The organism is Mesorhizobium sp. M1428, from assembly GCF_040317515.1.
In the GTDB taxonomy this organism is placed as follows: Bacteria; Pseudomonadota; Alphaproteobacteria; order Rhizobiales; family Rhizobiaceae; genus Mesorhizobium.
Genome location: NZ_JAMYKT010000001.1, coordinates 333,505 through 356,899, shown reverse-complemented (window position 1 = coordinate 356,899; position 23,395 = coordinate 333,505). Strand labels below are relative to the sequence as shown.

The window sequence follows — 23,395 nt, the reverse complement described above, 5'->3', positions numbered from 1 at the left end:
TGCTGGCGCAGCTTGATTTCAGGGCGTCGGCTAGGCTGGGATAGCCGGACACGGTAGGTAGCCGGCTAATGCGCTGGGCTCTGGTTGAAATCCGGCACGATGTGCGGGATGTCGTCGATACCGAGACCAAGCCCTCTCGTGATGCCGTAGAAGATACCCATGAGGACCAGCGTGGCGATTGTCGTGCGTAGCGCCGCGCGCAACATGTGCGGTCCGCGCGGTGCACTCGGAACCGTGCCAAGCGTCACGTCCTGGTCTTCGTCCTGCGTCCGCATGCTGAACGGCAGGACGGCGAACAACACCACCCACCATGTGGCGAAGAACAGGGCGACAAACGAAACCCAGCTCATGCTTGCTCCAGTTCGACCAGCGTGCCGAAGAAATCCTTGGGGTGCAGAAACAATACCGGCTTGCCATGTGCGCCGGTCTTCGGATTGCCGTCGCCCAGCACGCGCGCGCCGCTGGCCTTGAGACGGTCGCGCGCCGCAACAATGTCGTCCACCTCATAGCACACGTGGTGCATGCCGCCGGACGGATTCTTCTCGAGGAATGCGGCGATCGGCGAGGCTTCGCCGAGCGGCTCGAGCAACTCCATCCTGGTGTTGCCGACGTCGACGAACACCACCGTAACGCCATGCTCCGGCAGCCGCTGCGGCGCAGTCACGCGGGCGCCAAGCGTATCGCGATAGACCGCCGCAGCCGCAGCCAGATCCGGCACGGCAAGCGCAACATGGTTGAGACGTCCGAGCATAGAGTACTCCCGGGTTAGGGGAGTAGGGGAGTAAGGCAGTAGGGGAGTAGGGAAAAACTGGATCTAGAAGTGCATCTGTTTGCGCTCCTACCTGCTACTTCCCTATTCCCCTACTGCCTTACTCCCCTACTCCCTTGTTCGTCACCGCGTGACGAACACTGTCACCAGCGGCTTCTTGCCCCAGGCTTCGTTGGCCGCGCCACGCACCGCGCGCCGCACCGCCTCCTGGACCAGGTCGAGGTCTTTTCGGCGCTGGCGGGGGATGGAGTCCACGGCGCCGATTGCCGCATCGATCATCAGGTCTTCCAGGCTCTCGCCGCTGCCGTCGGCCTCGGCGACGCCGATGGCGACGAGATCGGGATCGCCGGCAAGCTCGTATTTGTCGTCGAGCACGACATTGACGGCGACATGTCCGGCGAAGGACAGCTTGCGGCGGTCGCGAATACCCATCGCCTGGTCGGTGCCGATCAGCCTTCCGTCCTTGTAGATGCGGCCGAACGGCACCTGGTCGATAATGGCGGCGGCACCCGGATACAGCCTGAGCATGTCGCCGTCGCGCACCTGCGCCACCTGGCCGATGCCGGACGTCGACATCAGCGAGCCCTGCGCTACCAGATGCGCCGCCTCGCCATGCACGGGAACGCCGATCTGCGGCCGCACCCATTCATACATCTTGCGCAATTCGCTGCGGCGTGGATGGCCGGAGACATGCACCAGCGCATCGCCATCCTCGATGATCTTGATGCCGAGATCGATCAGGCGGTTCTTGATCTCGAGGATCGCCTTCTCGTTGCCGGGAATGGTGCGCGAGGAAAACACCACCGTGTCGCCGGCCGTCAGCGCTACCGACTTCATCTCGTCGCGCGACAGCTTGGCAAGTGCGGCAAGCGGCTCGCCCTGGCTGCCGGTGCAGATGATGACGAGGTTTTCGCGCGGGATGAAGCCGTAATCCTCCTCGGCGATGAATTCCGGCAAGCCGTCCATATAGCCGAGTTCATCAGCCACATCGATGACGCGCTTCATCGAGCGGCCAAGCACCAGGCACTGGCGACCGGCATCGCGCGCTGCCCTGGCGATGGAGACGATGCGTCCGACATTGGAGGAGAAGCTGGTGACGGCGACCCGCCCCTTGGCGTTCTGGATGACGCTCTTGAGGCCCTCGCCCACCGCCACTTCGGACGGCGATTCCCCTTCCCGCATGGCATTGGTAGAATCGCAGACCAGCGCCAGCACGCCCTTGTCGCCATAGGCGCGGAAGCGCGCCTCGTCGGTCATCGGCCCGACCGTCGGCGCCGGATCGATCTTCCAGTCGCCGGTATGGATGACGACGCCGGCCGGCGTGGTGATCGCCAGCGACATCGGTTCGGGAATGGAGTGCGCGACGGGGATGGCTTCGATCTCGAATGGGCCGACGGTGAATTTCTCGCCAGCCCGGTAGATCGTCACCGGGATCTTCGGCGCCCCTGGTTCGCCCTGCCGCTTGGCTTCCAGCAGGCCGGCGCTGAACGGCGTCATCCACACCGGCGCCTTGAGCTTCGGCCAGATGTCATGCAACGCCCCGTAATGGTCCTCATGCGCATGGGTGATGACGATGCCGCGCAGATTGGCGACATTCTCCTCGATGAAGCGGATGTCGGGCAGTACCAGGTCGACGCCGGGCAGGGTTGCATCGGGAAAAGTAACGCCGACGTCAACGACGATCCATTCGCGCGCATTGGCCGGCCCATAGCCGTAGAGGGCGAAGTTCATGCCGATCTCGCCGACACCGCCGAGCGGCACGAAGACAAGTTCGGCGTTTTCCGCTATCGCCATGGTCTTTCCTTCCTTGCCGGTCAAAATTGTGGGCCGGTCAAAATTGTCGGCCGGTCAAATTCAAGCTGGTCAAATACCTGGCCAGTCAAACGTATTGGCCAGTCAACCGCCAGCCGAGGCAACCGCGCCGAAATGCACGTCGCCGGCAGCGATCGTCAGAACCGAACCTTGATCGTCGCGGATCACGAAACGGCAGTCCTCGTCAATGGTCTCGAAGGTGCCGCGCACCACATTACCGTCAATTCTGACAGCAACCTGCCCGCCAAGCCCCGCCGCACGCGCCAGCCACCGCCGCCTGACGGCGGCAAGCCCACGCCCTTCGTTCCACAGCCGCGCATTCTCGCTCCACGCATCCGACAGCGCCAGAAACAGCGTCTCGGCATCGCAAGCAGACCCCAGCGCGTTGAGCGACGTCGCTGGATAGGGCAAATCCTCAGGGTATGCCACCACGTTGACGCCGATGCCGACAGCCACCGCCGAACGGTCGCCATCCAGCATCGCCGATTCCAGCAGGATGCCGGCGAGCTTGGCGCCCGAGGCAAGCACATCGTTCGGCCATTTCAGCTCGAAACGGTTCTTGCCTTGGCTCGCACCATCGAGGCCGATCGCGATCCTGCCCTTCGGCACGACGGCGTCGAGCGCGTCGGCCAGCGCCAGTCCGGCAACGAAGCCGAGCGTCGCGGCAAGTCGAAGCTCGGTGTTGGTAATCACCAGCAGCGTCGCGGCCAGATTGCCCTCGGGCGTCGCCCAGGCGCGGCCGCGGCGGCCACGCCCGGCCTCCTGCTTTTTTGAGACGACCCAGAGTTTGCCCGGATCGCCGGCCCGCGCGTGCTCCAGCGCCAGCGCGTTGGTGGAGCCGACCGTATCGTGCGCCTCGAGCCGGAACCCTTCCGAAGCCGCGGTTGGAGCAAGCCTGAACGTCATTCCGTTAGAAGAAGGTCTTGGCCGCGGCTGCCGCGTAGGTTCCGATCGGGCCGCCGATCAGCACGTAGAACAGCACGAAGGCGCCACAGACACCGAGCACGACGCGCAGTTCGGTCGCCATCGGCACGAAGCCGCCGACCGGTTCGTCGAACCACATGATCTTGATGATGCGCAGATAATAATAGGCGCCCACCACAGAGGCGAGCACGCCGATGATCGCCAGCGCGTAGAGATTGGCATTGATGGCGGCGAGGAACACGTACCATTTCCCCCAGAAGCCGGCGAGCGGCGGGATGCCGGCCAGCGAGAACATCAGGATGGTGAGGATCGTCGCCATGATCGGATTGGTCGCCGACAGGCCGGCGAGATCGCTGATCTGCTCGACATTGCCCTCCTTGCGTCGCATGGCGAGGATGAAGGCGAAGGTGCCGAGCGTCATCACCAGGTAGATCAGCATGTAGATGGCGACGCCGCGCACGCCGTCCTGGCTGTTGGCGGCAAGGCCGACCAGTGCATAACCCATATGGCCGATGGAGGAATAGGCCATCAGCCGTTTGATGTTGGTCTGGCCGATGGCCGCAAAGGCACCGAGCGCCATCGAGGCGATCGAGATGAAGACGATGATCTGCTGCCAGTCGGCGGCGATCGGCTTGAAGGCGCCCATGGTGACGCGCACCATCAGCGCCATCGCCGCCATTTTGGGTGCCGCCGCCAGAAAAGCCGTCACCGGCGTCGGCGCGCCTTCATAGACGTCGGGCGTCCACATGTGGAACGGCACCGCCGAGATCTTGAACGCAAGGCCGGCCAGCACGAAGACCAGGCCGAAGACGAGGCCAAGCTGGCGCTCGCTGCCGCTCAACGCCGCGGCGATCTCCTGGAAGCCGGTATTGCCGGTGTAGCCGTAGACCAGCGAGATGCCGTAAAGCAGCATGCCCGACGACAGCGCGCCAAGGACGAAGTATTTCAGCCCGGCCTCGGTCGAACGCAGATTGTCGCGGTTGATCGCCGCCAGCACGTAGATCGCCAGCGACTGCAGCTCGAGGCCGAGATAGAGCCCGATCATGCCGTTGGCCGAGATCATCAGCATCATGCCGAGCGTGCAGAGCAGGATCAGCACCGGATATTCGAACTTGTCGAAACGCTCCGCCTGGGCAAAGCGGACCGACATGACCAGCGTCACCGCCGAGCCGATCAGCGCCAGCACCTTCATGAAGCGGGCGAATGGATCCTGGATGAAGGCTTCGCCATAGGCGTTGCCCTGCCCCGGCGACAAGATCAGCCAGGCGCCGGCGATCACCAGCACGGCGACTGCAAGGCCGCTCACCGTGACGGTGGTGTTGGCGCGCGAATAGGCGCCGAGCATCAACAGCGCCAAGGCGCCGATGGCGAGGATCAGCTCTGGCGTCGAGAGCGACAGGCTGGAGAGAAGGTCCGGCGTCATGGTTCGCAAAACCCCCAGTCAGTTCGCCGCCGCGGTCTGCGCGGCGCCGATGGATGCGGTGACATTGGTGACGAGCGCCTTGACCGATTCGGCCGTCGCGTCGAAGATCGGCGCCGGGTAGACGCCGAAGAAGATGACCAGCGCGACCAGCGGATAGATGATCACCTTCTCGCGCGTCGACAGGTCGAGCAGGCCTTTCAGGCTTTCCTTGGTCAGCGCGCCGAAGATCACCTTGCGGTAGAGCCAGAGCGCATAGGCCGCCGACAGGATGACGCCGGTGGCGGCGAAGAACGCCACCCAGGTGTTGACCCGGAACACGCCGAGCATGGTCAGGAACTCGCCGACGAAGCCGCTGGTGCCGGGCAGGCCGACATTGGCCATGGTGAAGATCATGAACACGGTTGCATATTTCGGCATGTTGTTGACCAGCCCGCCATAGGCGTCGATGTCACGCGTGTGCATGCGGTCGTAGACGACGCCGACGCAGAGGAACAGCGCGCCGGAGACCAGGCCGTGCGACAGCATCTGGAAGATCGAACCCTGGACGCCTTCCTGGTTCATGGCGAAGATGCCCATGGTAACGAAGCCCATGTGAGCGACCGACGAATAGGCGATCAGCTTCTTCATGTCCTCCTGCATCAGCGCCACCAGCGAGGTGTAGATGATGGCGACGACGGAGAGCGTGAAGATCAGCGGCGCGAACATTTCGGATGCAATCGGAAACATCGGCAGCGAAAAACGCAGGAAGCCGTACCCGCCCATCTTGAGCAGGATGGCGGCCAGGATCACCGAGCCGGCCGTCGGCGCCTCGACATGCGCGTCCGGCAGCCAGGTGTGCACCGGCCACATCGGCATCTTCACCGCGAAGGACGCGAAGAAGGCAAGCCATAGCCAGGTCTGCATACTGGCCGGGAAATTGTGCGTCAGAAGCGTCGGGATGTCGGTGGTGCCGGACTGGAAGAACATCGCCATGATGGCGAGCAGCATCAGCACCGAGCCGGCCAGCGTATAGAGGAAGAACTTGAACGAGGCATAGACGCGCCGCTTGCCGCCCCACACGCCGATGATGATGAACATCGGGATCAGCCCGGCTTCGAAGAAGACGTAGAACAAGACGATGTCGAGCGCGCAAAACACGCCGATCATCAGCGTCTCGAGCAACAGGAAGGCGATCATATAGGCCTTGACGCGCTTCTCGATCGATTCCCACGAGGCGAGGATGCAGAGCGGCATCAGGAAGGTAGTCAGGATGACGAACAGCATGGAGATGCCGTCTACGCCCATATGGTAGGAGATGCCGGAATCCAGCCAGGCAAACTTCTCGACGAACTGGAAGCCAGGCTGCGAATTGTCGAAGCCGGTCCAGATAAACAGCGAAATCACGAACGTGAACGCAGTCGTGAACAGCGCGATGGCGCGGATGTTGCGGCGCGCGTTCTCGCTGTCGTCGCGCACGAAAAGGATGAGCAGCACACCAACCAGCGGCAGGAAGGTGACCAGCGATAGGATCGGCCAGGCGGTCATCAGAGCATCATCCAGGTGACGAGTGCGGCAACGCCGATCAGCATGGCGAAGGCATAGTGATAGAGATAGCCGGTCTGCAGCTTGACGACCCGGTTGGTGACGTCGACGACGCGCGCCGAAATGCCGTCCGGCCCGAGCCCGTCGATGACGGTGCCGTCGCCGGTCTTCCACAGGAAGCTGCCGAGGCGCTTTGCCGGCCGCACGAACAGGAAGTCGTAGAGCTCGTCGAAATACCATTTGTTGAGCAGGAAGGCGTAGAGCAGGCGATGGTTGGCGGCGACGCTCCGAGGCATTTCCGGCGCGCGAATATAGAACTGCCAGGCAATCGCAAAGCCGATCAGCATGGCGATGAACGGCGACAGCTCGACCCACAACGGCACTTCGTGGATTTCGTGCAGGATGTGGTTGTCCGGCAGCGTGAACAGCGACGCCTTCCAGAATTCGGCATAGCCCTCGCCGATGAAGGCGCCGTGGAAGATCACGCCGGCGAACAGCGCGCCCGCCGCCAGGATGAACAGCGGCACCAGCATGACCGGCGGCGATTCATGGACATGGTGCATGACCTCGTGGCTGGCCCGCGGCTCGCCATGGAAGGTCATGAAGATCAGCCGCCAGGAATAGAAGGAGGTGAAGCAGGCCGCGATCACCAGCAATATAAAGGCAAACGCGGCGACCGCGTTGTGGCCGGCGAAGGCCGCTTCGATGATGGCGTCCTTGGAAAAGAAGCCCGCCGTGCCGATGATCGTGACCGGGATGCCGACACCGGTCAGCGCCAGCGTGCCGATCACCATCATCCAGTAGGTCGTCGGGATGAGCGTCCTCAGGCCGCCCATCTTGCGCATGTCCTGCTCGTCGGAGACGGCGTGGATGACCGAGCCCGAGCCGAGGAACAGCAGCGCCTTGAAGAAGGCGTGGGTGAACAGATGGAAAATCGCCGCCCCATAGGCGCCGACGCCGAGTGCCACGAACATGTAGCCGAGCTGCGAACAGGTCGAATAGGCGATGACGCGCTTGATGTCGTTCTGGACGAGACCGACGGTCGCCGCGAAGAAGGCGGTGAAGGCGCCGATGAAAGTGACCACCGTCAGTGCCGAATGCGACAGCTCGAACAGCGGCGACAGCCGCGCCAGCATGAACACCCCTGCCGTGACCATGGTCGCGGCATGGATCAGTGCCGAGACCGGCGTCGGGCCTTCCATGGCATCCGGCAGCCAGGTGTGCAGCGGCACCTGCGCCGACTTGCCCATCGCGCCCATGAACAGGAGCAGGCAGACGACCGTCATCGCAGCCTGCTTATCGAGTGCATAGCCGAGGAAGGTCAGCACGGCCGCACCTTGCGGCGCGCCTTCCGCCGGAATGAACGTCGCCGCATTGGCGAAGATGGTGCCGAGATTGACCGAGCCGAAAAGCACGAACACGCCGAATATGCCGAGCGCAAAGCCGAAATCGCCGACGCGGTTAACGATGAAGGCCTTGATCGCAGCCGCATTGGCCGACGGCTTCTTGTACCAGAAGCCGATCAGCAGATAGGAGGCAAGGCCGACGCCTTCCCAGCCGAAGAACATCTGCACGAGGTTGTCGGCCGTCGCCAGCATCAGCATGGCGAAGGTAAACAGCGACAGATAGGCGAAGAAGCGCGGCCGGTCCGGGTCGTGATGCATGTAGCCGATCGAGTAGATATGGACCAGCGCCGACACCGTATTGACGACGACCAGCATCACCACCGTCAGCGTATCGATCCGCAGCGCCCACGACGCTTCGAGGCCGCCCGACTGGATCCACCGCATCACCGGCACGGTGAACACTTCGCCGCCGCCGAAGCCGACGGAGAACAAGGCGACCCACGACAGCACAGCCGCGATCACCAGGAAGCCGGATGTGATGTATTCGGAAGCCTTGGCACCGAGCGAGGTGCCGAACAGGCCGACGATCAGAAAGCCGAGCAGCGGAAGGAAGACGATGGCCTGATACATGGTGGTTCCGTCAACCCTTCATCATGTTCACGTCTTCGACCGCGATCGAGCCGCGGTTGCGGAAGAAGACGACGAGAATGGCAAGGCCGATCGCCGCTTCGGCCGCGGCCACCGTCAGCACGAACAATGCGAACACCTGGCCGACCAGATCGCCGAGCGCCGCCGAAAAGGCGACGAAATTGATGTTGACCGCAAGCAGGATCAGCTCGATCGACATCAGGATGACGATGACGTTCCTGCGGTTCAGGAAGATGCCGAACACGCCGAGCGTGAACAGGATCGCCGATACGGTCAGGTAGTGCGCGATGCCGACGACCATCTCAGACTCCTTCGCCCGTCTTGACCTTGCGGATTTCCACCCCGGTTGCCGCCGTGCGGCCGACCTGGGCGGCGATCGACTGCCGCTTGACGCCCGGCTTGTGGCGCAGCGTCAGCACGATGGCGCCAATCATCGCGACCAGCAGCACCAGCCCCGCAATCTGGAAGTAGTAGAGGTAATCCGTATAGAGGATGTCGCCGAGCGCTGCCGTGTTGGAGCGCGCGGCCAGGTCCGGAATGGGCTTGGCGACCGTCGCCGCCAGTTTCGGCGCGAATGTATAGCCGCCGAGCACGACGATCAGCTCCGCCGCCAGGATCAGCCCGACCAGCGCGCCGATCGGCGCATATTGCAGGGCGCCTTCCTTCATTTCAGCGAAATCGACGTCGAGCATCATTACGACGAACAGGAACAGCACCATGACCGCGCCGACATAGACGACGAGCAGGATCATCGCCAGGAACTCGGCGCCGGTCAGCATGAACAGGCCGGCGGCGTTGAAGAAGGTCAGGATCAGGAACAGCACCGAATGCACGGGATTACGCGCCGAAACGACCATGAACGCCGATGCCACCGCGACAAAGGCGAAGAGGTAGAAAAAGGCCGCCTCTAGTCCACTCAGCATGGGTTCCCCCGGGGTTTCCTGTCAGAACAGGACGTTCGTCCTGTTTTTTGCCACCGCCTCCGGTTGGCAAGTTGCGTGTTCCTTAAACGAGGGCCCTCGCCCCGTCCATGCGTCAAATATCAGCGGTAAGGCGCATCCAGCGAGATGTTGCGCGCCAGTTCGCGCTCCCAGCGGTCGCCATTGGCCAGAAGCCGATCCTTGTCGTAATAAAGCTCCTCGCGCGTCTCCGTCGCGAATTCGAAATTCGGCCCCTCGACGATGGCGTCGACCGGGCAGGCTTCCTGGCAGAAGCCGCAATAAATGCATTTCACCATGTCGATGTCGTAGCGCACGGTACGCCGTGTGCCGTCATTGCGGCGCGGGCCGGCTTCGATGGTGATGGCCTGTGCCGGGCAGATCGCCTCGCACAATTTGCAGGCGATGCAGCGTTCCTCGCCGTTCGGATAACGGCGCAGCGCATGCTCGCCACGAAAGCGCGGGCTGACCGGCCCCTTCTCATGCGGATAGTTGATCGTCTCCTTCGGCGCGAAGAACTGGCGCATCGACAGGAAGAAAGCGCTGACGAAATCCTGCAAAAGCAGCGACTTGGCGGCCTGAGATAGCGTACTCATTCAGCACCCCCAAATATCTGTATTGCAGCGATTGCGCCAATGAATCCGAAAAGGACAGGCATCTGGAAACGGTACATAAGCCTCGTAAGCGACGCCATTTTCTGCTTGTCCCAACCAAACACCGGAACTCGGTAGTTTGCTGCCAACCTTCGGTCCTGTTGCCGCAAGACGTAGGGCAGCACAACAATGTTGCCAAAGACCGCAACGAGCACGCCGACAACTGCACCCAGAAAACCAACGGTCAGATTGCCCATCACGCAAACCCCGTGATCTTTAGGAATGCGGCGGTGGCGACCACCATGAACAGCGAGATCGGCAGGAAGACCTTCCAGCCGAGCCGCATCAGCTGGTCGTAGCGGTAGCGTGGCACGAACGCCTTCACCATCGAGAACATGAAGAACACCAGGCAGACCTTGAGCACGAACCAGATCAGCCCCGGCACCCAGGTGAACGGCGCGAAGTTGAAGGGCGGCAGCCAGCCGCCAAGGAACAGGATGGTGGCCAGCGCGCACATCAGGACGACGGCGACATATTCGCCGAGGAAGAACAACAGGAACGGCGTCGAGGAATATTCGACCATATGGCCGGCGACGAGTTCCGATTCGGCTTCCACGAGGTCGAAGGGCGGACGGTTGGTTTCCGCCAGCGCCGAGATGAAGAAGACGATGAACATCGGGAACAGCGACAGCCAATGCCAGTCGAGGAAGGTGTTGGGCAGGCCGAGCCGGGTGCCCAACCCGTCCTGTTGCGACAAGACGATGTCGGACAGGTTGAGCGAGCCGACGCAAAGTAGCACGGTGACTATGACGAAACCGATGGAGACCTCGTAGGACACCATCTGCGCCGCCGAGCGCAGCGCGCCAAGGAACGGGTATTTCGAATTGGACGCCCAGCCGCCCATGATCACGCCATAGACCTCGAGCGAGGAGATGGCGAAGACATAGAGGATGCCGACATTGACGTTGGCGATCGCCCAGCCCTCATTGACCGGGATCACCGCCCAGGCAGAGATCGCAAGCACCGCCGACACCAAGGGCGCCAGCAGGAAAACGCCCTTGTTGGCGCCGGACGGGATCACCGGCTCCTTGAAGACGAATTTCAGCAGATCGGCGAAGGCCTGCAGCGTGCCCCACGGGCCAACGACATTCGGGCCTCGGCGCAATTGCACCGCCGCCCAGATCTTGCGGTCGGCGTAAAGCACATAGGCGACGAAGATCAACAGAACGACGATCAGCACGACCGACTTCAAAAGGATCAGCAGCGCCGGCAGCACGTAGAAGGAGAAGAAGGTGTCCATGTCTACTCCGCCGCCTGCCTGAAGCCGTTCTTCGCCAAAGCCGAGCACTCGGCCATCACCGCGGAAGCCCGCGCGATCGGGTTGGTCAGGTAGAAATCCTTGACCGGCGAGGTGAAGGTGCCCTTGTTCAGCCGCCCGCCGAGCTTGGCCACCCTGGCGATGTCGGCCGGATCGCCGGCCGCGACATGGTCGATGCGGGCAAGATGCGGGTATTCCGCATAGAGCTTAGCGCGCAGCTGCGGCAGCGAATCGAACGGCAGCTTCTTGCCGAGCACATCCGACAGAGCTCTGAGAATAGCCCAGTCCTCGCGTGCTTCGCCGGGCGCGAAGCCCGCCCGGTTGGTCTGCTGTACGCGGCCCTCGGTGTTGACGAAGGTGCCCGACTTCTCGGTATACGCTGCTCCCGGCAGGATGACGTTGGCGCGATGCGCGCCCTTGTCGCCATGCGTGCCGATATAGACGACGAAAGCGCCGCCGGTCTTGGCCATGTCGATCTCGTCGGCGCCGAGCAGGAACAGCACGTCGGTCTCGCCCAGCATGCCGGCGACGTTCCTGCCGCCCTCGCCCGGCACGAAGCCGACATCGAGGCCGCCGACGCGCGCCGCCGCGGTGTGCAGCACGGCAAAACCGTTCCAGTCGGCCCTTGCGGCATTGACGGCGACGGCGAGCTTCGCCGCCTGGCCAAGCACGGCCGCGCCGTCCGGACGCGCCAGCGCACCCTGTCCGACGATGATCAGCGGATGCGTCGCCTTCTTCAGCAGCTGGAAGAATTTGCCGTTGCCGTCGGCCAGATCCTTCAGCGATTCCGGCCCGGCGCCGAGCTGCTCGTAATCATAGCGCGTATCGCCGACATCGCCGATAACGCCGACCGGCAGATTGCCGGCCCGCCAGCGCTTGCGGATGCGAGCGTTGAGCAAGGACGCCTCGAAGCGCGGATTGGCGCCGATGATCAGCACCGCATCGGCCTGTTCGATGCCTTCGATGGTCGGGTTGAACACATAACTCGCCCGGCCGAGCGACGGATCGAGTGCGGCACCGTCCTGGCGGCAGTCGGTGTTCTTCGAGCCGAGCGAAGCCATCAGAAGCTTCAGCGCGTAGATCTCCTCGACGGCGGCAAGATCGCCGGCAATGGCACCGATCTTTTCGGGTGCGGCATTCGACACCGCTTCCTTGATCGCGGCAAAAGCCTCCGCCCAGCTTGCCGGGGCCAGTCTGCCGTCCTTGCGCACATAGGGGCGGTCGAGGCGCTGCGTGCGCAAGCCGTCCCAGATGAAGCGGGTCTTGTCGGAAATCCATTCCTCGTTCACCGCCTCGTTGGTACGCGGCAGGATGCGCATCACTTCGCGGCCCCGGCTATCGACGCGGATCGCCGAGCCGACGGCGTCCATCACGTCGATGGATTCTGTCTTGGTCAGTTCCCAAGGCCGTGCCTGGAACGCATAGGGTTTGGAGGTCAGCGCGCCGACCGGGCAAAGGTCGATGACATTGCCCTGCAGCTCCGAAGTCATCGCGCTTTCGAGATAGGTGGTGATCTCGGCATCCTCGCCGCGGCCGATCAGACCAAGCTCCGATATGCCGGCAATCTCGGTGGTAAAGCGGACGCAGCGCGTGCAATGGATGCAGCGGTTCATGATCGTCTTGACCAGCGGCCCGATATACTTGTCTTCGACCGCCCGCTTGTTCTCGTGGTAGCGCGAGGAATCGACGCCGAACGCCATCGCCTGGTCCTGCAGGTCGCACTCGCCGCCCTGGTCGCAGATCGGGCAATCCAGCGGATGGTTGATCAGAAGGAATTCCATCACGCCTTCCCTGGCCTTCTTGACCATCGGCGTGTTGGTGAAGATTTCCGGCGGCTCGCCGTTCGGGCCCGGGCGCAGGTCGCGCACGCCCATGGCGCAGGACGCCTGCGGTTTGGGCGGCCCGCCCTTGACCTCGATCAGGCACATGCGGCAATTGCCGGCGATCGACAGCCGCTCGTGGAAGCAGAAGCGCGGCACTTCCGCGCCGGCGTCCTCGGCCGCCTGCAGCAGCGTGTAATGGTCGGGTACAGTGATCTCTTTCCCGTCGACCTTGAGCTTTGCCATTTCGCCTCAAACCCCTGCGGACGTTCCGCAATCTTTCCTTCCGGGCGCAGCCGAGACCGCGCACGACATTGAATTCACTTTTTGGCCCCGGCCAACGCGGCCGCCTGACCGATCCAGCCGTCACGGCCGATGCGGCCCTTCAACGACAGGTAATCTTCGACCCAGGCGATCTCTTGCGGCGTCCACGCGGCAATCTGGGCGTATGTCCAGATGCCAAGGCCGTTCAGCACCTTTTCCAGTTTCGGCCCGATGCCCGATATCGCCTTGAGGTCGGCCGGCTCGGTTGGCCGGTCCATCGGCTTGGGCTGCTTGAAATCCTCCGGCATCAGCCCGGCCGACGCATCCGCTGCAACGGTGCTCGCATTCGCTAGGCTCCGCGCCGCACTGCTCGTCGCAATGTCGGTCACGTCGTTGGCGAAGGACTGCGCCTCGGCAATCAGGGTTTTGGTGGCTGCGCGCGCCTTTGTCGAGGAGCTTTTGCCGGTCGCAGAAAAGCGGTCAGTTCGGGCCTCGGAATCCTCGGCAACCGGCTGCCAAAGCCGCTGCGAGGTCTCGGCCGCGCCTGAAAGCACGCCCATCCAGATACCAAAGGCGTGGTTGGCGAGGCCGATGCCGAGTGCCGTCATCGCCGCCGCGCCCGCGACAGGATGCGCCAGGAGATTGACGGCATTGGCCATCTCCTTGGGCATCATCCTGGTCAGATCCTGGTTCATCTTCAACAACGGGTCCATTTCGGGCGTAAAATCGTCGGGTGTCGAAAACAGCGACATAGGTGGTCTCCTGGTCGTTTCCGTCTGCCCCGCGCTCGTTTCCTCGTTTCGGACATTCGCCCGCATTTTTGAATTCTTCTATTCCGCCGCAGCCAGCACCGGTTCGGCGCGGTGTGCGTTGCGCGAAAACTCGTCGATGCGCCGCTCCACCTCGCCGCGGAAATGCCGCATCAGGCCCTGGATCGGCCATGCCGCGGCATCGCCCAGCGCACAGATCGTGTGGCCCTCGACCTGCTTGGTCACGTCGAGCAGCATGTCGATCTCGCGCTTCTGCGCCTCGCCGCGCACCAGCCGTTCCATCACCCGCCACATCCAGCCGGTGCCCTCACGGCAGGGCGTGCACTGGCCGCAGCTTTCGTGCTTGTAGAAATAGGACAGCCGCGCGATCGCTTTCACGATATCGGTGGATTTGTCCATGACGATGACAGCTGCCGTGCCGAGGCCCGATTTCAGGTCGCGCAGCGCATCGAAATCCATCGGCGCGTCGATGATCTGCTCGGCCGGCACCAGCGGCACCGAGGCGCCGCCGGGAATGACCGCCAGCAGATTGTCCCAGCCGCCGCGAATGCCGCCGCAATGCGTCTCGATCAGTTCGCGGAACGGGATCGACATCGCCTCTTCGACGGTGCACGGATTGTTGACGTGGCCGGAGATGCAGAACAGCTTGGTGCCGACATTGTTGGGCCGGCCGAAGGACGAGAACCAGGCGGCACCGCGGCGCAGGATGGTCGGCGCGACCGCGATCGACTCGACATTATTGACTGTCGTCGGGCAGCCATAGAGGCCGACATTGGCCGGAAATGGCGGCTTCAGCCGCGGCTGGCCCTTCTTGCCCTCGAGGCTTTCGAGCAGCGCCGTTTCCTCGCCGCAGATATAGGCGCCGGCGCCGTGGTGCATGTAGATATCGAAATCATAGCCGGACGTGTTGTTCTTGCCGATCAGCTTGGCCGCATAGGCCTCGTCGATGGCGCGTTGCAGTGCCTCGCGCTCGCGGATGAACTCGCCGCGCACATAGATGTAGGCGGCGACCGCGCCCATGGCGAAGCCGGCAAGCAGGCAGCCTTCGACCAGCGTGTGCGGGTCGTGGCGCAGTATGTCGCGGTCCTTGCAGGTGCCGGGCTCGGATTCGTCGGCGTTGACGACGAGATAGCTCGGCCGGCCGTCGCTTTGCTTGGGCATGAACGACCATTTCAGCCCGGTCGGGAAACCGGCGCCGCCGCGGCCGCGCAGGCCCGAAGCCTTCATCTCGTTGACGATCCACTCGCGCCCCTTGGCAACGATGCCGGGCGTGTTGTCCCAGGCGCCGCGCGCCATGGCGCCCGCCAGCGACTTGTCGAAGCGGCCGTAGATGTTGTTGAAGATGCGGTCTCTGTCCTGAAGCATTGCTCGTTCCTCAGACCGGCTTCTTGCCGGTCGGCCGGCTCCTGTTTCCGGGCGACGGCTTGGTCGCCTTGGCGGCAGCCTTCGCCGGTTTGACCTTGGCCTCCGGCGCCTTGAAAGCAGACGCCGGCTCGGCCTTGTTCTTGGGCCCTTTGCGCTGTTTCGAGACGTCCTCGACCTGCGGCTCGGCCTTGTTGGCATTGGCGGCCGAATGCAGCGGCGCTGCAACGCTCGCCGCCTTCTCCGCCGCGGGCGCGACTTTTGTCGCCGACGGCGATTTCAGCGCCGGGCTCGTCTCGACCGCATCGGTTTTCGGCTTGCTGGCATTCGAGGGCGCAACCGGCGCCGGCGCGGCAGGAGCGGCTGGCAGGGCCGGCGCCGCGGGTGCTGCGGCGGCAGCCGCCGGCGCCGTTTCCTTGGCGGCCTTGGTCGCCGCCCTGGTTTCCCGGTCGCGGGTCGCCTTTAGGATCGCCTTTTCGCTCTTGAGGGTCGTCAGGCCGCTGGCCGGCTCGGAGGTGACGCGGCCGTTTTGCGGCCCTGGCGTCACCGAAGCACCCTTGCCGGTGTCATAGAGGTCAATGATCTCGGCAAGCCGCTCCGGCGTCAAATCCTCATAGGTGTCCTTGAATATCATCACCATCGGTGCGTTGACGCAGGCGCCGAGGCACTCGACCTCCTCCCACGACAGCGTGCCCTTGTCGTTGGTGTGGAACTGGTCGTGATGGATCTTCGAGCGGCACACATCCATCAGCGCCTCCGAGCCGCCCAGCATGCAGGGCGTGGTGCCGCAGACCTGGATATGGGCGCGAGTGCCGACCGGATTGAGCTGGTATTGCGTATAGAAGGTGGCGACTTCCAGCCCGCGAATATAGGGCATGCCGAGCATGTCGGAGATCGTCTCGATCGCCGCCTTGGTCACCCAGCCTTCCTGCTCCTGCGCCAGCATGAGCAAGGGGATAATCGCGGATTGCTCGCGCCCCTTCGGATATTTCTTGATCCACTGCTTCGCCGCTGCCGCATTCGCCCGGTTGAAGGCGAAGGAGGCTGGCTGGAGGCTGGCTTCTGCGAGACGGCGGACTGACATTTAGCGATCGACCTCACCAAACACGATGTCGAGGGAGCCGAGAACGGCGGTGACGTCGGCCAGCATGTGGCCGCGGCACAAAAAGTCCATGGCTTGCAGATGCGCGAAGCCGGGCGCGCGCAGCTTGCAGCGATAGGGCTTGTTGGAGCCGTCGGAGACGAGATAGACGCCAAATTCGCCCTTCGGCGCCTCGACGGCTGCATAGACCTCGCCGGCCGGCACGCGGTAGCCTTCGGTGTAGAGCTTGAAGTGATGGATCAGCGCTTCCATCGAGCGCTTCATCGCCTGGCGCTTCGGCGGCACCACCTTGCCGTCGAGGTTGGACACCGGCCCGCTGCCCTCTTTGCCGAGCAACAGGTCGACGCACTGGCGCATGATTTTCGCCGACTGCCGCATCTCTTCCATGCGCACCAGATAACGGTCGAAACAGTCGCCGTTCTTGCCGATCGGAATGTCGAAATCCAGCTCGGCATAGCATTCGTAGGGCTGCGATTTACGCAGATCCCACGGCGCACCCGAGCCGCGCACCATGACGCCGGAAAAACCCCAAGCCCAGGCGTCCGCCAAGGAGACGGTGGCAATGTCGACATTGCGCTGCTTGAAGATACGGTTACCGGTCAAAAGCGCGTCGAGATCGTCGACCGACTTCAGGAACGGATCGATCCACTTGCCGATGTCCTCGATCAGCTTCTGCGGCAGGTCCTGATGGACGCCGCCCGGCCGGAAATAGGCGGCGTGCATGCGCGAGCCAGAGGCGCGCTCGTAAAACACCATCAGCTTTTCGCGCTCGACGAAACCCCACAGCGGCGGCGTCAGCGCGCCGACATCCATCGCCTGCGTCGTCACATTGAGGATGTGCGACATGATGCGGCCGATCTCGGAGTAGAGAACTCGAATAAGTTGCCCGCGCTTCGGCACCTCGATACCGAGCAGCCGCTCGGCGGCAAGCGCAAAGGCATGCTCCTGGTTCATTGGCGCGCAATAGTCGAGCCGGTCGAGATAAGGCACGGCCTGCAGATAAGTCTTGTGCTCGATCAGCTTTTCCGTGCCGCGATGCAAAAGCCCGATATGCGGATCGACGCGATCGACGACTTCGCCGTCCAGCTCAAGAACCAGCCTCAAAACACCATGCGCTGCAGGATGTTGAGGGCCGAAATTGATGTTAAAATTGCGGACGGAGGTTTCAGCCATTTACTGCTTTGCCTTCTCATCCCCGGGCAGCACGTAATCCGTGCCTTCCCAAGGGGACAGAAAATCGAAATTGCGGAATTCCTGCTTGAGCTCGACCGGCTCGTAGATGACGCGCTTGGCTTCGTCGTCGTAGCGCACCTCGACGAAGCCGGTCAGCGGAAAATCCTTGCGCAGCGGATGGCCCTCGAAGCCGTAGTCGGTCAGGATTCTGCGCAGATCGGGATGGCCCGAAAACAGCACGCCGTAGAGATCATAAGTCTCGCGCTCGAACCAGTCGGCGCCGGGATAAATGCCGGTGATCGACGGCACCAGCGTCTCTTCGTCGGCCTGGACCTTGATGCGGACGCGGATATTCTGTCTCGGCGACAGCAAATGATAGACGACGTCGAAGCGCTTTGCCCGCGACGGGTAATCGGCGCCGCAGACGTCGATGATCGAGATGAACTGGCATTTCGGGTCGTCGCGCAGGAAGGTCACCACCTCGATCAGGTCGCGCGGCTCGACCGAGATGGTGAGTTCGCCATAGGCGAGCACCGCCTCGCCGATCCGGCCGGTCAGCTTCTCGCCGAGATAGGTCGAGAGATCGTTCAACGCCTGGGTCATGCCGCTCACCGTTCGATCGTGCCGGTGCGGCGGATCTTCTTCTGCAGCAGAAGGATGCCGTAGAGCAGTGCTTCGGCGCTCGGCGGACAGCCGGGCACGTAGATGTCGACCGGCACGATGCGGTCGCAGCCGCGCACCACCGAATAGGAATAATGATAATAGCCGCCGCCATTGGCGCAGGAGCCCATCGAGATGACGTAGCGCGGCTCCGGCATCTGGTCGTAGACCTTGCGCAGCGCCGGCGCCATCTTGTTGGTCAGCGTTCCGGCGACGATCATGATATCGGACTGGCGCGGAGACGCGCGCGGCGCGACACCGAACCTCTCCGAGTCATAGCGCGGCATCGAGGTGTGGATCATCTCGACGGCGCAGCAGGCGAGACCGAACGTCATGAACATCAACGAGCCGCTGCGCGCCCAGGTGATCAGCGCCTCGGTCGAGGTGACGAGAAAGCCCTTGTCAGCGAGCTCGTTGTTGATCTCCAGGAAGAACGGATCATCCTCCCCTACCGGCCTGCCGGTGTTGGGGTCGATGAGGCCCTTGGGCTTCGGCGCGACGAGCGTGCCGGAATTGTCGCTCAATCCCATTCCAGCGCTCCTTTCTTCCATTCATAGGCAAAGCCGATGGTCAGCACCGCCAAAAACACCATCATCGACCAGAAACCGAGCATGCCGATCTGACTGAACGACACCGCCCAAGGAAACAGGAAGGCCACCTCCAGGTCGAAGATGATGAACAGGATCGACACCAGGTAGAAGCGGATATCGAACTTCATGCGGGCGTCGTCGAACGAGTTGAAGCCGCACTCATAGGCCGAAAGCTTTTCCGGATCGGGGTTGCGGTAGGCCACCAGGAAGGGTGCGGCGAGCAGCGCCAGCCCGACCACCAGCGCCACGCCGATGAACAGGACTATGGGCAGGTACGAACCTAAAAGTGCGTTCATGCTGCAGTTTCCGTTGGCGGCCAATCCACTCTGATTACAGCACCGGACCCACTTGCGGAAGCGTGACAGTTTAACCACTGAACCGTTTTAAGGGGGCTCTATGCTGCAACGCGGCGAGGGTTAGCGCAGCGCTTTCGGCGAAGCAAGTCAAACCTTGTTCAAATCGCGGTGCTGGGCGGCATATCCGGCAAAACTGGTCCGATCCGCTCCTGTTTGATTTCTTTCATTTTTCACTCCACTTTTCTCTCCTGACATGGATGCCGCCAAAACCCTGCTAGCATGGCACGGAATCGCAGGTTCTCTGCTCTGTCCAGCATCATCAGGATACCGCGTTGATGAAGGAAAAAATCTCGCTTCGCATGGCCCGTCGCATCGCGCTGGCGGCACAGGGATTCAACGACCCCCGCCCCGCCGGTACGCCCGACCGCAGGCATCTGGCCCGCGTGCTTGCCCGTACCGGCCTGCTGCAGATCGATTCCGTCAGCGCCGTGGTGCGCGCCCACTATATGCCGCTCTATTCGCGGCTTGGCCCCTACAAGCTGGCGCTGCTCGACGACGCTGCCGTAACGCGCAAGCGCATGGTCTTCGAATATTGGGCGCACGAAGCCTCGTTCCTGCCGGTCGAGACCTATCCGCTGATGCGCTGGCGCATGCAGCGGGCCGAGCGCGGCGACGAAATGTACAGCGGACTGGCCAAATGGGGCCGCGAGCACCCCGCCTATATCGAGGAGATCTATCGCCAGGTCGTCGATCACGGCCCGATCGCCGCTTCAGCCCTCGAAGGCCAAAAGGGCAATGGTGGCTGGTGGGGCTGGAGCCATGCCAAGCACGCCTTCGAATGGCTGTTCTGGGCCGGCCGTATCACCACAGCGCATCGCCGCGGCTTCGAGCGGTTCTACGATCTGCCGGAGCGCGTACTGCCGCCGGCGGTACTCACTCTGCCGGTTCCCTGCCCCGAGGATGCGCACCGCGAATTGCTGCGTATCTCCGCCCGCGCCCACGGCGTCGCCACGGCAGGCGATCTGCGCGACTATTTCCGCCTCTCGCCCGCCGATATCAAGGGCCGCCTCGAGGAGCTGGTCGAGGCCGGCGAGCTGTTACCGGTGAGCGTCGAAGGCTGGAACAAGCCGGCCTATCTCCACAAGGACGCCCGTTTGCCGCGCAGGATCGAGGCGCGCGCCTTGCTCGCGCCGTTCGATCCCGTCGTCTTCGAGCGGTCGCGCACCGAGCGGTTGTTCGACTTCCACTACCGCATCGAGATCTACACGCCGGCCAAAAAGCGCCAGTATGGCTATTATGTGCTGCCGTTCCTGCTCGGCGACAGCATCGTCGGGCGCGTCGACCTCAGGGCCGACCGTCCGGCCGGCGTATTGCGCGTCCATGCCGCCTATGCGGAGCCCGGCGCCCCGCCGCAAACTGCCGCCGAACTCTTCGAGGAATTGAAGCAGATGCAGGGCTGGCTCGGGCTTGAGCGCATCGAGGTGACGGCTGCCGGTGATCTTGGGCCGGCGCTGGCCAGTCAGATAGATGGCCAACCCCCACAGCGTCTGTCATAGACGCTCCAAGAAACCTGGTAGGTTTGTAATGGCATCGCACGAAGTGCTCGACATGATCCATGGTGCGCTGATTGCACATGGAATAGATGCAATACGTAGAGAGCAGGACGTCACGCTCCAGTCGAGGCAACTTCGGTTTGAGGCTGAGGTGTTCGAGACGGGTTCTAACGGTCGGCTCGTTCTTGAAATCTACATATTCTCTCCGCTGCTTGATGTTCAGCCGGTCATTGAATCATTTGCTGGCTTCGGCGACACGCGCGAAGAAGAATTGAATCAGGCGTTTGAAAAATTTATCCGTGGTGTTTTCCACGTGGCCATTGAGGGGCTGGCTGATCATGTCTGCGACGACATACAGGCCGAGGTAGAGATTTGGCAGCGAAGCAGCGCCCGTTGGAACATCTGGCGCAACAATGCCCGTTGGAAAATCTATGGCGGACCCGTCATTTCCCAAGCCACTACCGAGCTATGCTCGCTAAGCCGAGGCTACCAGCATTCTATGCCAAGCTGGAAAAGCTGTTCACAGCTTCGGTACCCCCCGGAGGCCATTTTGTACGGACCTTTCTGGCAGGCTTGAACGGCACGCTTATTAGTGGCGAAGTCCTTCTGGACAACGCGGTTTGGCAAGAAGGTCAAAATCTGGCGATCAGTCATGATTGGGACTATGGCGATGGCTATCAAGCAATCCGGCAAGTTATCCTGGCACTGCCGGAAGGCGGGACATGACAGCCTTTGGCCGACATTGCCGCGTCGTAGACGTGCGTTGACACGACTGCCTCCACAAGCCTAAATCCATTCCAGACGGTCCCCTGCCCGCAACGGCAGGGGCCAAGAGGGAATGCGGTGCGAAATCTCGATTTCAAATCCGCGGCTGTCCCCGCAACTGTAAGCGACGAGCCAAGGCCGAAAACCACTGGGATATTCCCGGGAAGGCGGCACCCAGGCGATGACGCGCGAGCCAGGAGACCTGCCGTCTAGGACATAAGAATCCGATCGCCTGGCGGGTTTTCCGGGCAAGGAGCCTGATTTGGAACGCGACAGCAGTTTCCCGGCTGAGACAGCGGATTTATTGTCCGGCCATGGTGATTCCCCGGCCGGCGTTACCGTCATCGTCTGCTCGTCCTGCCGTGACGAGACCGGTTCGGACGCTCGTCCGCGCGCCGGCGAACTGCTCGCCGAGGACACGCGCCGCGCCGCTTCCAGCGAAAACATTAAAATCCGCACCGTCGAATGCCTCGGCAATTGCAAGCGCCGGCTCAGCGCCGCGATTTTGCGCGACGGCTGCTGGAGCTACGTCTTCGGCGACCTGACCGCGACCAGCGGCGCCGATCTCGTGACCGGCGCAAAGCTGTTCGCCACCTCGACGGATGGGCTCATTCCGTGGCGCGGCCGTCCCGATTGCCTGAAGCGCGGCCTGGTTGCCCGCATCCCTCCCCTTGACCTTTTGAAGGACCTGATATGACCACTGCCTCCCTTTCGCGCGTTCCCTGCACCGTCGTTACCGGCTTTCTCGGCGCCGGCAAGACGACGTTGATCCGCCATTTGCTCGAAAACGCCGGGGGCAAGCGGCTGGCCATCATCGTCAACGAGTTCGGCGACATCGGCATCGACGGCGAGATCCTGAAGGGCTGCGGCATCGACAGCTGCCCCGACGAAAACATCGTCGAGCTGGCCAATGGCTGCATCTGTTGCACAGTGGCCGACGATTTCGTCCCGGCGCTCGACCAGATCCTGTCGCTGACGCCGAGGGTCGACCACATCCTGATCGAAACATCCGGCCTCGCTTTGCCCAAGCCGCTGGTCCAGGCCTTCCAGTGGCCGTCGGTGAAAAGCCGCGTGACGGTCGACGGCGTCATCGCCGTGGTCGACGGACCGGCGCTGGCTGATGGCCGCGTCGCCAACGACATGGACGCCCTGCAGGCGCAGCGCGCGCAGGACGAGACGCTCGAACACGACGATCCGGTCGAGGAAGTATTCGAGGACCAGCTCGCTTGCGCCGACCTGATTATCCTGTCGAAGAGCGACCTGATGGACGCAGCCGGCTCGGCCCGCGCCAATGCCGTCATCGGCAAGCATGTTGCGCGGGCGGTGAAGATCGTGCCGACTTCGCAAGGCAAGGTCGACCCGTCGGTGCTGCTCGGCCTCGGCCTCGCCGTCGAGGACGACATCGAGAACCGCAAGACCCACCACGACGACGAGCTCGACCACGAGCATGACGATTTTGACTCGTTCGTCATCGACATCGCGTCCGTGTCCAACCCGGACGAGCTCGCACGACGCGTCGCCACGGCGGCGGAGGAGGAAAACGTGTTGCGCGTCAAGGGTTTCGTCGAAGTCGGCGGCAAGCCGATGCGGCTCCTGCTGCAGGCCGTCGGTCCGCGCGTCAACCACTATTACGATCGCGCCTGGACCGCCGAAGACGATCGCCGCTCGCGCCTTGTCGTCATCGGCCTGAAGGGGCTGAACCGCCCGGCGATCGAGCGTATCCTCGCCGGCTGACCCCAGGTACGAGC

At 62.9% G+C, this 23,395-nt stretch carries 25 protein-coding genes and 1 riboswitch; of the genes, 5 read left to right on the top strand and 20 right to left on the bottom strand.

The features are described 5' to 3' along the window. Positions 1–65: 65 nt before the first annotated feature. The 20 genes from NKG60_RS01745 to NKG60_RS01650 all read right to left on the bottom strand — a co-directional run bounded on the left by NKG60_RS01745 (position 66) and on the right by NKG60_RS01650 (position 19,329). Positions 66–350: a DUF1467 family protein gene (locus NKG60_RS01745; protein ID WP_292663027.1), complete on the bottom strand. Its 285-nt coding sequence runs from the start codon at positions 348–350 to the stop codon at positions 66–68. Further along, entirely contained in the window at positions 347–751 is a 405-nt protein-coding gene (mce, locus tag NKG60_RS01740; protein WP_352669998.1) for a methylmalonyl-CoA epimerase, read from the bottom strand. The genes NKG60_RS01745 and mce overlap by 4 nt, the downstream gene beginning before the upstream one ends. A 141-nt stretch (positions 752–892) precedes the next feature. After that, the gene (locus NKG60_RS01735) at positions 893–2,563 is read right to left on the bottom strand and encodes a ribonuclease J (protein WP_352669995.1); all 1,671 of its coding nucleotides are present in this window, start codon (positions 2,561–2,563) and stop codon (positions 893–895) included. Between the two features lie 102 nt (positions 2,564–2,665). Beyond that, the gene (locus NKG60_RS01730) at positions 2,666–3,487 is read right to left on the bottom strand and encodes a biotin--[acetyl-CoA-carboxylase] ligase (protein ID WP_352669992.1); all 822 of its coding nucleotides are present in this window, start codon (positions 3,485–3,487) and stop codon (positions 2,666–2,668) included. Between the two features lie 4 nt (positions 3,488–3,491). Continuing rightward, positions 3,492–4,928 (bottom strand): NADH-quinone oxidoreductase subunit NuoN, encoded by a 1,437-nt coding sequence (gene nuoN, locus NKG60_RS01725; RefSeq protein WP_352669989.1) that lies wholly within the window; start codon positions 4,926–4,928, stop codon positions 3,492–3,494. Between the two features lie 18 nt (positions 4,929–4,946). Next, a complete protein-coding gene (locus tag NKG60_RS01720) occupies positions 4,947–6,452 on the bottom strand; it encodes an NADH-quinone oxidoreductase subunit M (RefSeq protein WP_352973919.1) in 1,506 nt (501 codons plus the stop codon). Beyond that, positions 6,452–8,425: an NADH-quinone oxidoreductase subunit L gene (nuoL, locus tag NKG60_RS01715; RefSeq protein ID WP_352973917.1), complete on the bottom strand. Its 1,974-nt coding sequence runs from the start codon at positions 8,423–8,425 to the stop codon at positions 6,452–6,454. The genes NKG60_RS01720 and nuoL overlap by 1 nt, the downstream gene beginning before the upstream one ends. Before the next feature lie 10 nt (positions 8,426–8,435). Then, a complete protein-coding gene (nuoK, locus tag NKG60_RS01710; RefSeq protein ID WP_023676620.1) occupies positions 8,436–8,744 on the bottom strand; it encodes an NADH-quinone oxidoreductase subunit NuoK in 309 nt (102 codons plus the stop codon). Between the two features lies 1 nt (position 8,745). Next, positions 8,746–9,366: an NADH-quinone oxidoreductase subunit J gene (locus tag NKG60_RS01705; protein WP_352669982.1), complete on the bottom strand. Its 621-nt coding sequence runs from the start codon at positions 9,364–9,366 to the stop codon at positions 8,746–8,748. A gap of 119 nt (positions 9,367–9,485) precedes the next feature. Continuing rightward, positions 9,486–9,977 (bottom strand): NADH-quinone oxidoreductase subunit NuoI, encoded by a 492-nt coding sequence (gene nuoI, locus NKG60_RS01700; protein ID WP_352745068.1) that lies wholly within the window; start codon positions 9,975–9,977, stop codon positions 9,486–9,488. After that, a complete protein-coding gene (locus NKG60_RS01695) occupies positions 9,974–10,231 on the bottom strand; it encodes a hypothetical protein (RefSeq protein WP_352865170.1) in 258 nt (85 codons plus the stop codon). The genes nuoI and NKG60_RS01695 overlap by 4 nt, the downstream gene beginning before the upstream one ends. Beyond that, on the bottom strand, positions 10,231–11,274 hold the full coding sequence (nuoH, locus tag NKG60_RS01690; protein WP_292663045.1) for an NADH-quinone oxidoreductase subunit NuoH: 1,044 nt from the start codon (positions 11,272–11,274) through the stop codon (positions 10,231–10,233). Before nuoH ends, NKG60_RS01695 begins: the two co-directional genes overlap by 1 nt. A 2-nt stretch (positions 11,275–11,276) precedes the next feature. Beyond that, positions 11,277–13,358 (bottom strand): NADH-quinone oxidoreductase subunit NuoG, encoded by a 2,082-nt coding sequence (gene nuoG / locus NKG60_RS01685; RefSeq protein WP_023676624.1) that lies wholly within the window; start codon positions 13,356–13,358, stop codon positions 11,277–11,279. A gap of 74 nt (positions 13,359–13,432) precedes the next feature. Beyond that, on the bottom strand, positions 13,433–14,128 hold the full coding sequence (locus tag NKG60_RS01680) for a helix-hairpin-helix domain-containing protein (protein WP_352865165.1): 696 nt from the start codon (positions 14,126–14,128) through the stop codon (positions 13,433–13,435). Positions 14,129–14,206: 78 nt separating this feature from the next. Further along, positions 14,207–15,511: an NADH-quinone oxidoreductase subunit NuoF gene (nuoF, locus tag NKG60_RS01675; RefSeq protein ID WP_023676626.1), complete on the bottom strand. Its 1,305-nt coding sequence runs from the start codon at positions 15,509–15,511 to the stop codon at positions 14,207–14,209. Between the two features lie 10 nt (positions 15,512–15,521). Continuing rightward, positions 15,522–16,592 (bottom strand): NADH-quinone oxidoreductase subunit NuoE, encoded by a 1,071-nt coding sequence (gene nuoE, locus NKG60_RS01670; protein ID WP_352865162.1) that lies wholly within the window; start codon positions 16,590–16,592, stop codon positions 15,522–15,524. Further along, positions 16,593–17,783: an NADH-quinone oxidoreductase subunit D gene (locus NKG60_RS01665; RefSeq protein ID WP_352669969.1), complete on the bottom strand. Its 1,191-nt coding sequence runs from the start codon at positions 17,781–17,783 to the stop codon at positions 16,593–16,595. It abuts the gene before it with no gap. Next, on the bottom strand, positions 17,784–18,386 hold the full coding sequence (locus NKG60_RS01660; RefSeq protein ID WP_352669967.1) for an NADH-quinone oxidoreductase subunit C: 603 nt from the start codon (positions 18,384–18,386) through the stop codon (positions 17,784–17,786). It lies immediately after the preceding gene. 5 nt (positions 18,387–18,391) lie between these two features. After that, entirely contained in the window at positions 18,392–18,973 is a 582-nt protein-coding gene (locus tag NKG60_RS01655; RefSeq protein WP_292664697.1) for a NuoB/complex I 20 kDa subunit family protein, read from the bottom strand. After that, positions 18,964–19,329, bottom strand: coding sequence for an NADH-quinone oxidoreductase subunit A (locus NKG60_RS01650; protein WP_023720750.1), 366 nt, complete (start codon positions 19,327–19,329; stop codon positions 18,964–18,966). Before NKG60_RS01650 ends, NKG60_RS01655 begins: the two co-directional genes overlap by 10 nt. A 335-nt stretch (positions 19,330–19,664) precedes the next feature. Between NKG60_RS01650 and NKG60_RS01645 the strand changes: the two genes are divergently transcribed. The 5 genes from NKG60_RS01645 to cobW all read left to right on the top strand — a co-directional run bounded on the left by NKG60_RS01645 (position 19,665) and on the right by cobW (position 23,381). Beyond that, entirely contained in the window at positions 19,665–20,885 is a 1,221-nt protein-coding gene (locus NKG60_RS01645; protein WP_352973915.1) for a winged helix-turn-helix domain-containing protein, read from the top strand. Between the two features lie 28 nt (positions 20,886–20,913). Next, complete coding sequence (locus NKG60_RS01640) at positions 20,914–21,459, top strand: DUF6348 family protein (RefSeq protein ID WP_352973914.1); 546 nt, start codon at positions 20,914–20,916, stop codon at positions 21,457–21,459. After that, complete coding sequence (locus NKG60_RS01635; protein ID WP_352973912.1) at positions 21,351–21,608, top strand: DUF6348 family protein; 258 nt, start codon at positions 21,351–21,353, stop codon at positions 21,606–21,608. Before NKG60_RS01640 ends, NKG60_RS01635 begins: the two co-directional genes overlap by 109 nt. A 59-nt stretch (positions 21,609–21,667) precedes the next feature. After that, a riboswitch (cobalamin riboswitch) is annotated at positions 21,668–21,871 on the top strand. 38 nt (positions 21,872–21,909) lie between these two features. Beyond that, entirely contained in the window at positions 21,910–22,344 is a 435-nt protein-coding gene (locus NKG60_RS01630; RefSeq protein WP_352865152.1) for a DUF1636 family protein, read from the top strand. After that, positions 22,341–23,381 (top strand): cobalamin biosynthesis protein CobW, encoded by a 1,041-nt coding sequence (gene cobW / locus NKG60_RS01625; RefSeq protein WP_352865150.1) that lies wholly within the window; start codon positions 22,341–22,343, stop codon positions 23,379–23,381. The genes NKG60_RS01630 and cobW overlap by 4 nt, the downstream gene beginning before the upstream one ends. The last annotated feature ends 14 nt before the right edge of the window (positions 23,382–23,395 follow it).

Excerpts from the sequence above, each read along its gene's own strand:
- NKG60_RS01745 (WP_292663027.1), bottom strand. The coding sequence starts at position 350 with ATGAGCTGGGTTTCGTTTGTCGCCCTGTTCTTCGCCACATGGTGGGTG.
- mce (WP_352669998.1), bottom strand. The coding sequence starts at position 751 with ATGCTCGGACGTCTCAACCATGTTGCGCTTGCCGTGCCGGATCTGGCT.
- NKG60_RS01735 (WP_352669995.1), bottom strand. The coding sequence starts at position 2,563 with ATGGCGATAGCGGAAAACGCCGAACTTGTCTTCGTGCCGCTCGGCGGT.
- NKG60_RS01730 (WP_352669992.1), bottom strand. The coding sequence starts at position 3,487 with ATGACGTTCAGGCTTGCTCCAACCGCGGCTTCGGAAGGGTTCCGGCTC.
- nuoN (WP_352669989.1), bottom strand. The coding sequence starts at position 4,928 with ATGACGCCGGACCTTCTCTCCAGCCTGTCGCTCTCGACGCCAGAGCTG.
- NKG60_RS01720 (WP_352973919.1), bottom strand. The coding sequence starts at position 6,452 with ATGACCGCCTGGCCGATCCTATCGCTGGTCACCTTCCTGCCGCTGGTT.
- nuoL (WP_352973917.1), bottom strand. The coding sequence starts at position 8,425 with ATGTATCAGGCCATCGTCTTCCTTCCGCTGCTCGGCTTTCTGATCGTC.
- nuoK (WP_023676620.1), bottom strand. The coding sequence starts at position 8,744 with ATGGTCGTCGGCATCGCGCACTACCTGACCGTATCGGCGATCCTGTTC.
- NKG60_RS01705 (WP_352669982.1), bottom strand. The coding sequence starts at position 9,366 with ATGCTGAGTGGACTAGAGGCGGCCTTTTTCTACCTCTTCGCCTTTGTC.
- nuoI (WP_352745068.1), bottom strand. The coding sequence starts at position 9,977 with ATGAGTACGCTATCTCAGGCCGCCAAGTCGCTGCTTTTGCAGGATTTC.
- NKG60_RS01695 (WP_352865170.1), bottom strand. The coding sequence starts at position 10,231 with ATGGGCAATCTGACCGTTGGTTTTCTGGGTGCAGTTGTCGGCGTGCTC.
- nuoH (WP_292663045.1), bottom strand. The coding sequence starts at position 11,274 with ATGGACACCTTCTTCTCCTTCTACGTGCTGCCGGCGCTGCTGATCCTT.
- nuoG (WP_023676624.1), bottom strand. The coding sequence starts at position 13,358 with ATGGCAAAGCTCAAGGTCGACGGGAAAGAGATCACTGTACCCGACCAT.
- NKG60_RS01680 (WP_352865165.1), bottom strand. The coding sequence starts at position 14,128 with ATGTCGCTGTTTTCGACACCCGACGATTTTACGCCCGAAATGGACCCG.
- nuoF (WP_023676626.1), bottom strand. The coding sequence starts at position 15,511 with ATGCTTCAGGACAGAGACCGCATCTTCAACAACATCTACGGCCGCTTC.
- nuoE (WP_352865162.1), bottom strand. The coding sequence starts at position 16,592 with ATGTCAGTCCGCCGTCTCGCAGAAGCCAGCCTCCAGCCAGCCTCCTTC.
- NKG60_RS01665 (WP_352669969.1), bottom strand. The coding sequence starts at position 17,783 with ATGGCTGAAACCTCCGTCCGCAATTTTAACATCAATTTCGGCCCTCAA.
- NKG60_RS01660 (WP_352669967.1), bottom strand. The coding sequence starts at position 18,386 with ATGACCCAGGCGTTGAACGATCTCTCGACCTATCTCGGCGAGAAGCTG.
- NKG60_RS01655 (WP_292664697.1), bottom strand. The coding sequence starts at position 18,973 with ATGGGATTGAGCGACAATTCCGGCACGCTCGTCGCGCCGAAGCCCAAG.
- NKG60_RS01650 (WP_023720750.1), bottom strand. The coding sequence starts at position 19,329 with ATGAACGCACTTTTAGGTTCGTACCTGCCCATAGTCCTGTTCATCGGC.
- NKG60_RS01645 (WP_352973915.1), top strand. The coding sequence starts at position 19,665 with ATGAAGGAAAAAATCTCGCTTCGCATGGCCCGTCGCATCGCGCTGGCG.
- NKG60_RS01640 (WP_352973914.1), top strand. The coding sequence starts at position 20,914 with ATGGCATCGCACGAAGTGCTCGACATGATCCATGGTGCGCTGATTGCA.
- NKG60_RS01635 (WP_352973912.1), top strand. The coding sequence starts at position 21,351 with ATGCTCGCTAAGCCGAGGCTACCAGCATTCTATGCCAAGCTGGAAAAG.
- cobW (WP_352865150.1), top strand. The coding sequence starts at position 22,341 with ATGACCACTGCCTCCCTTTCGCGCGTTCCCTGCACCGTCGTTACCGGC.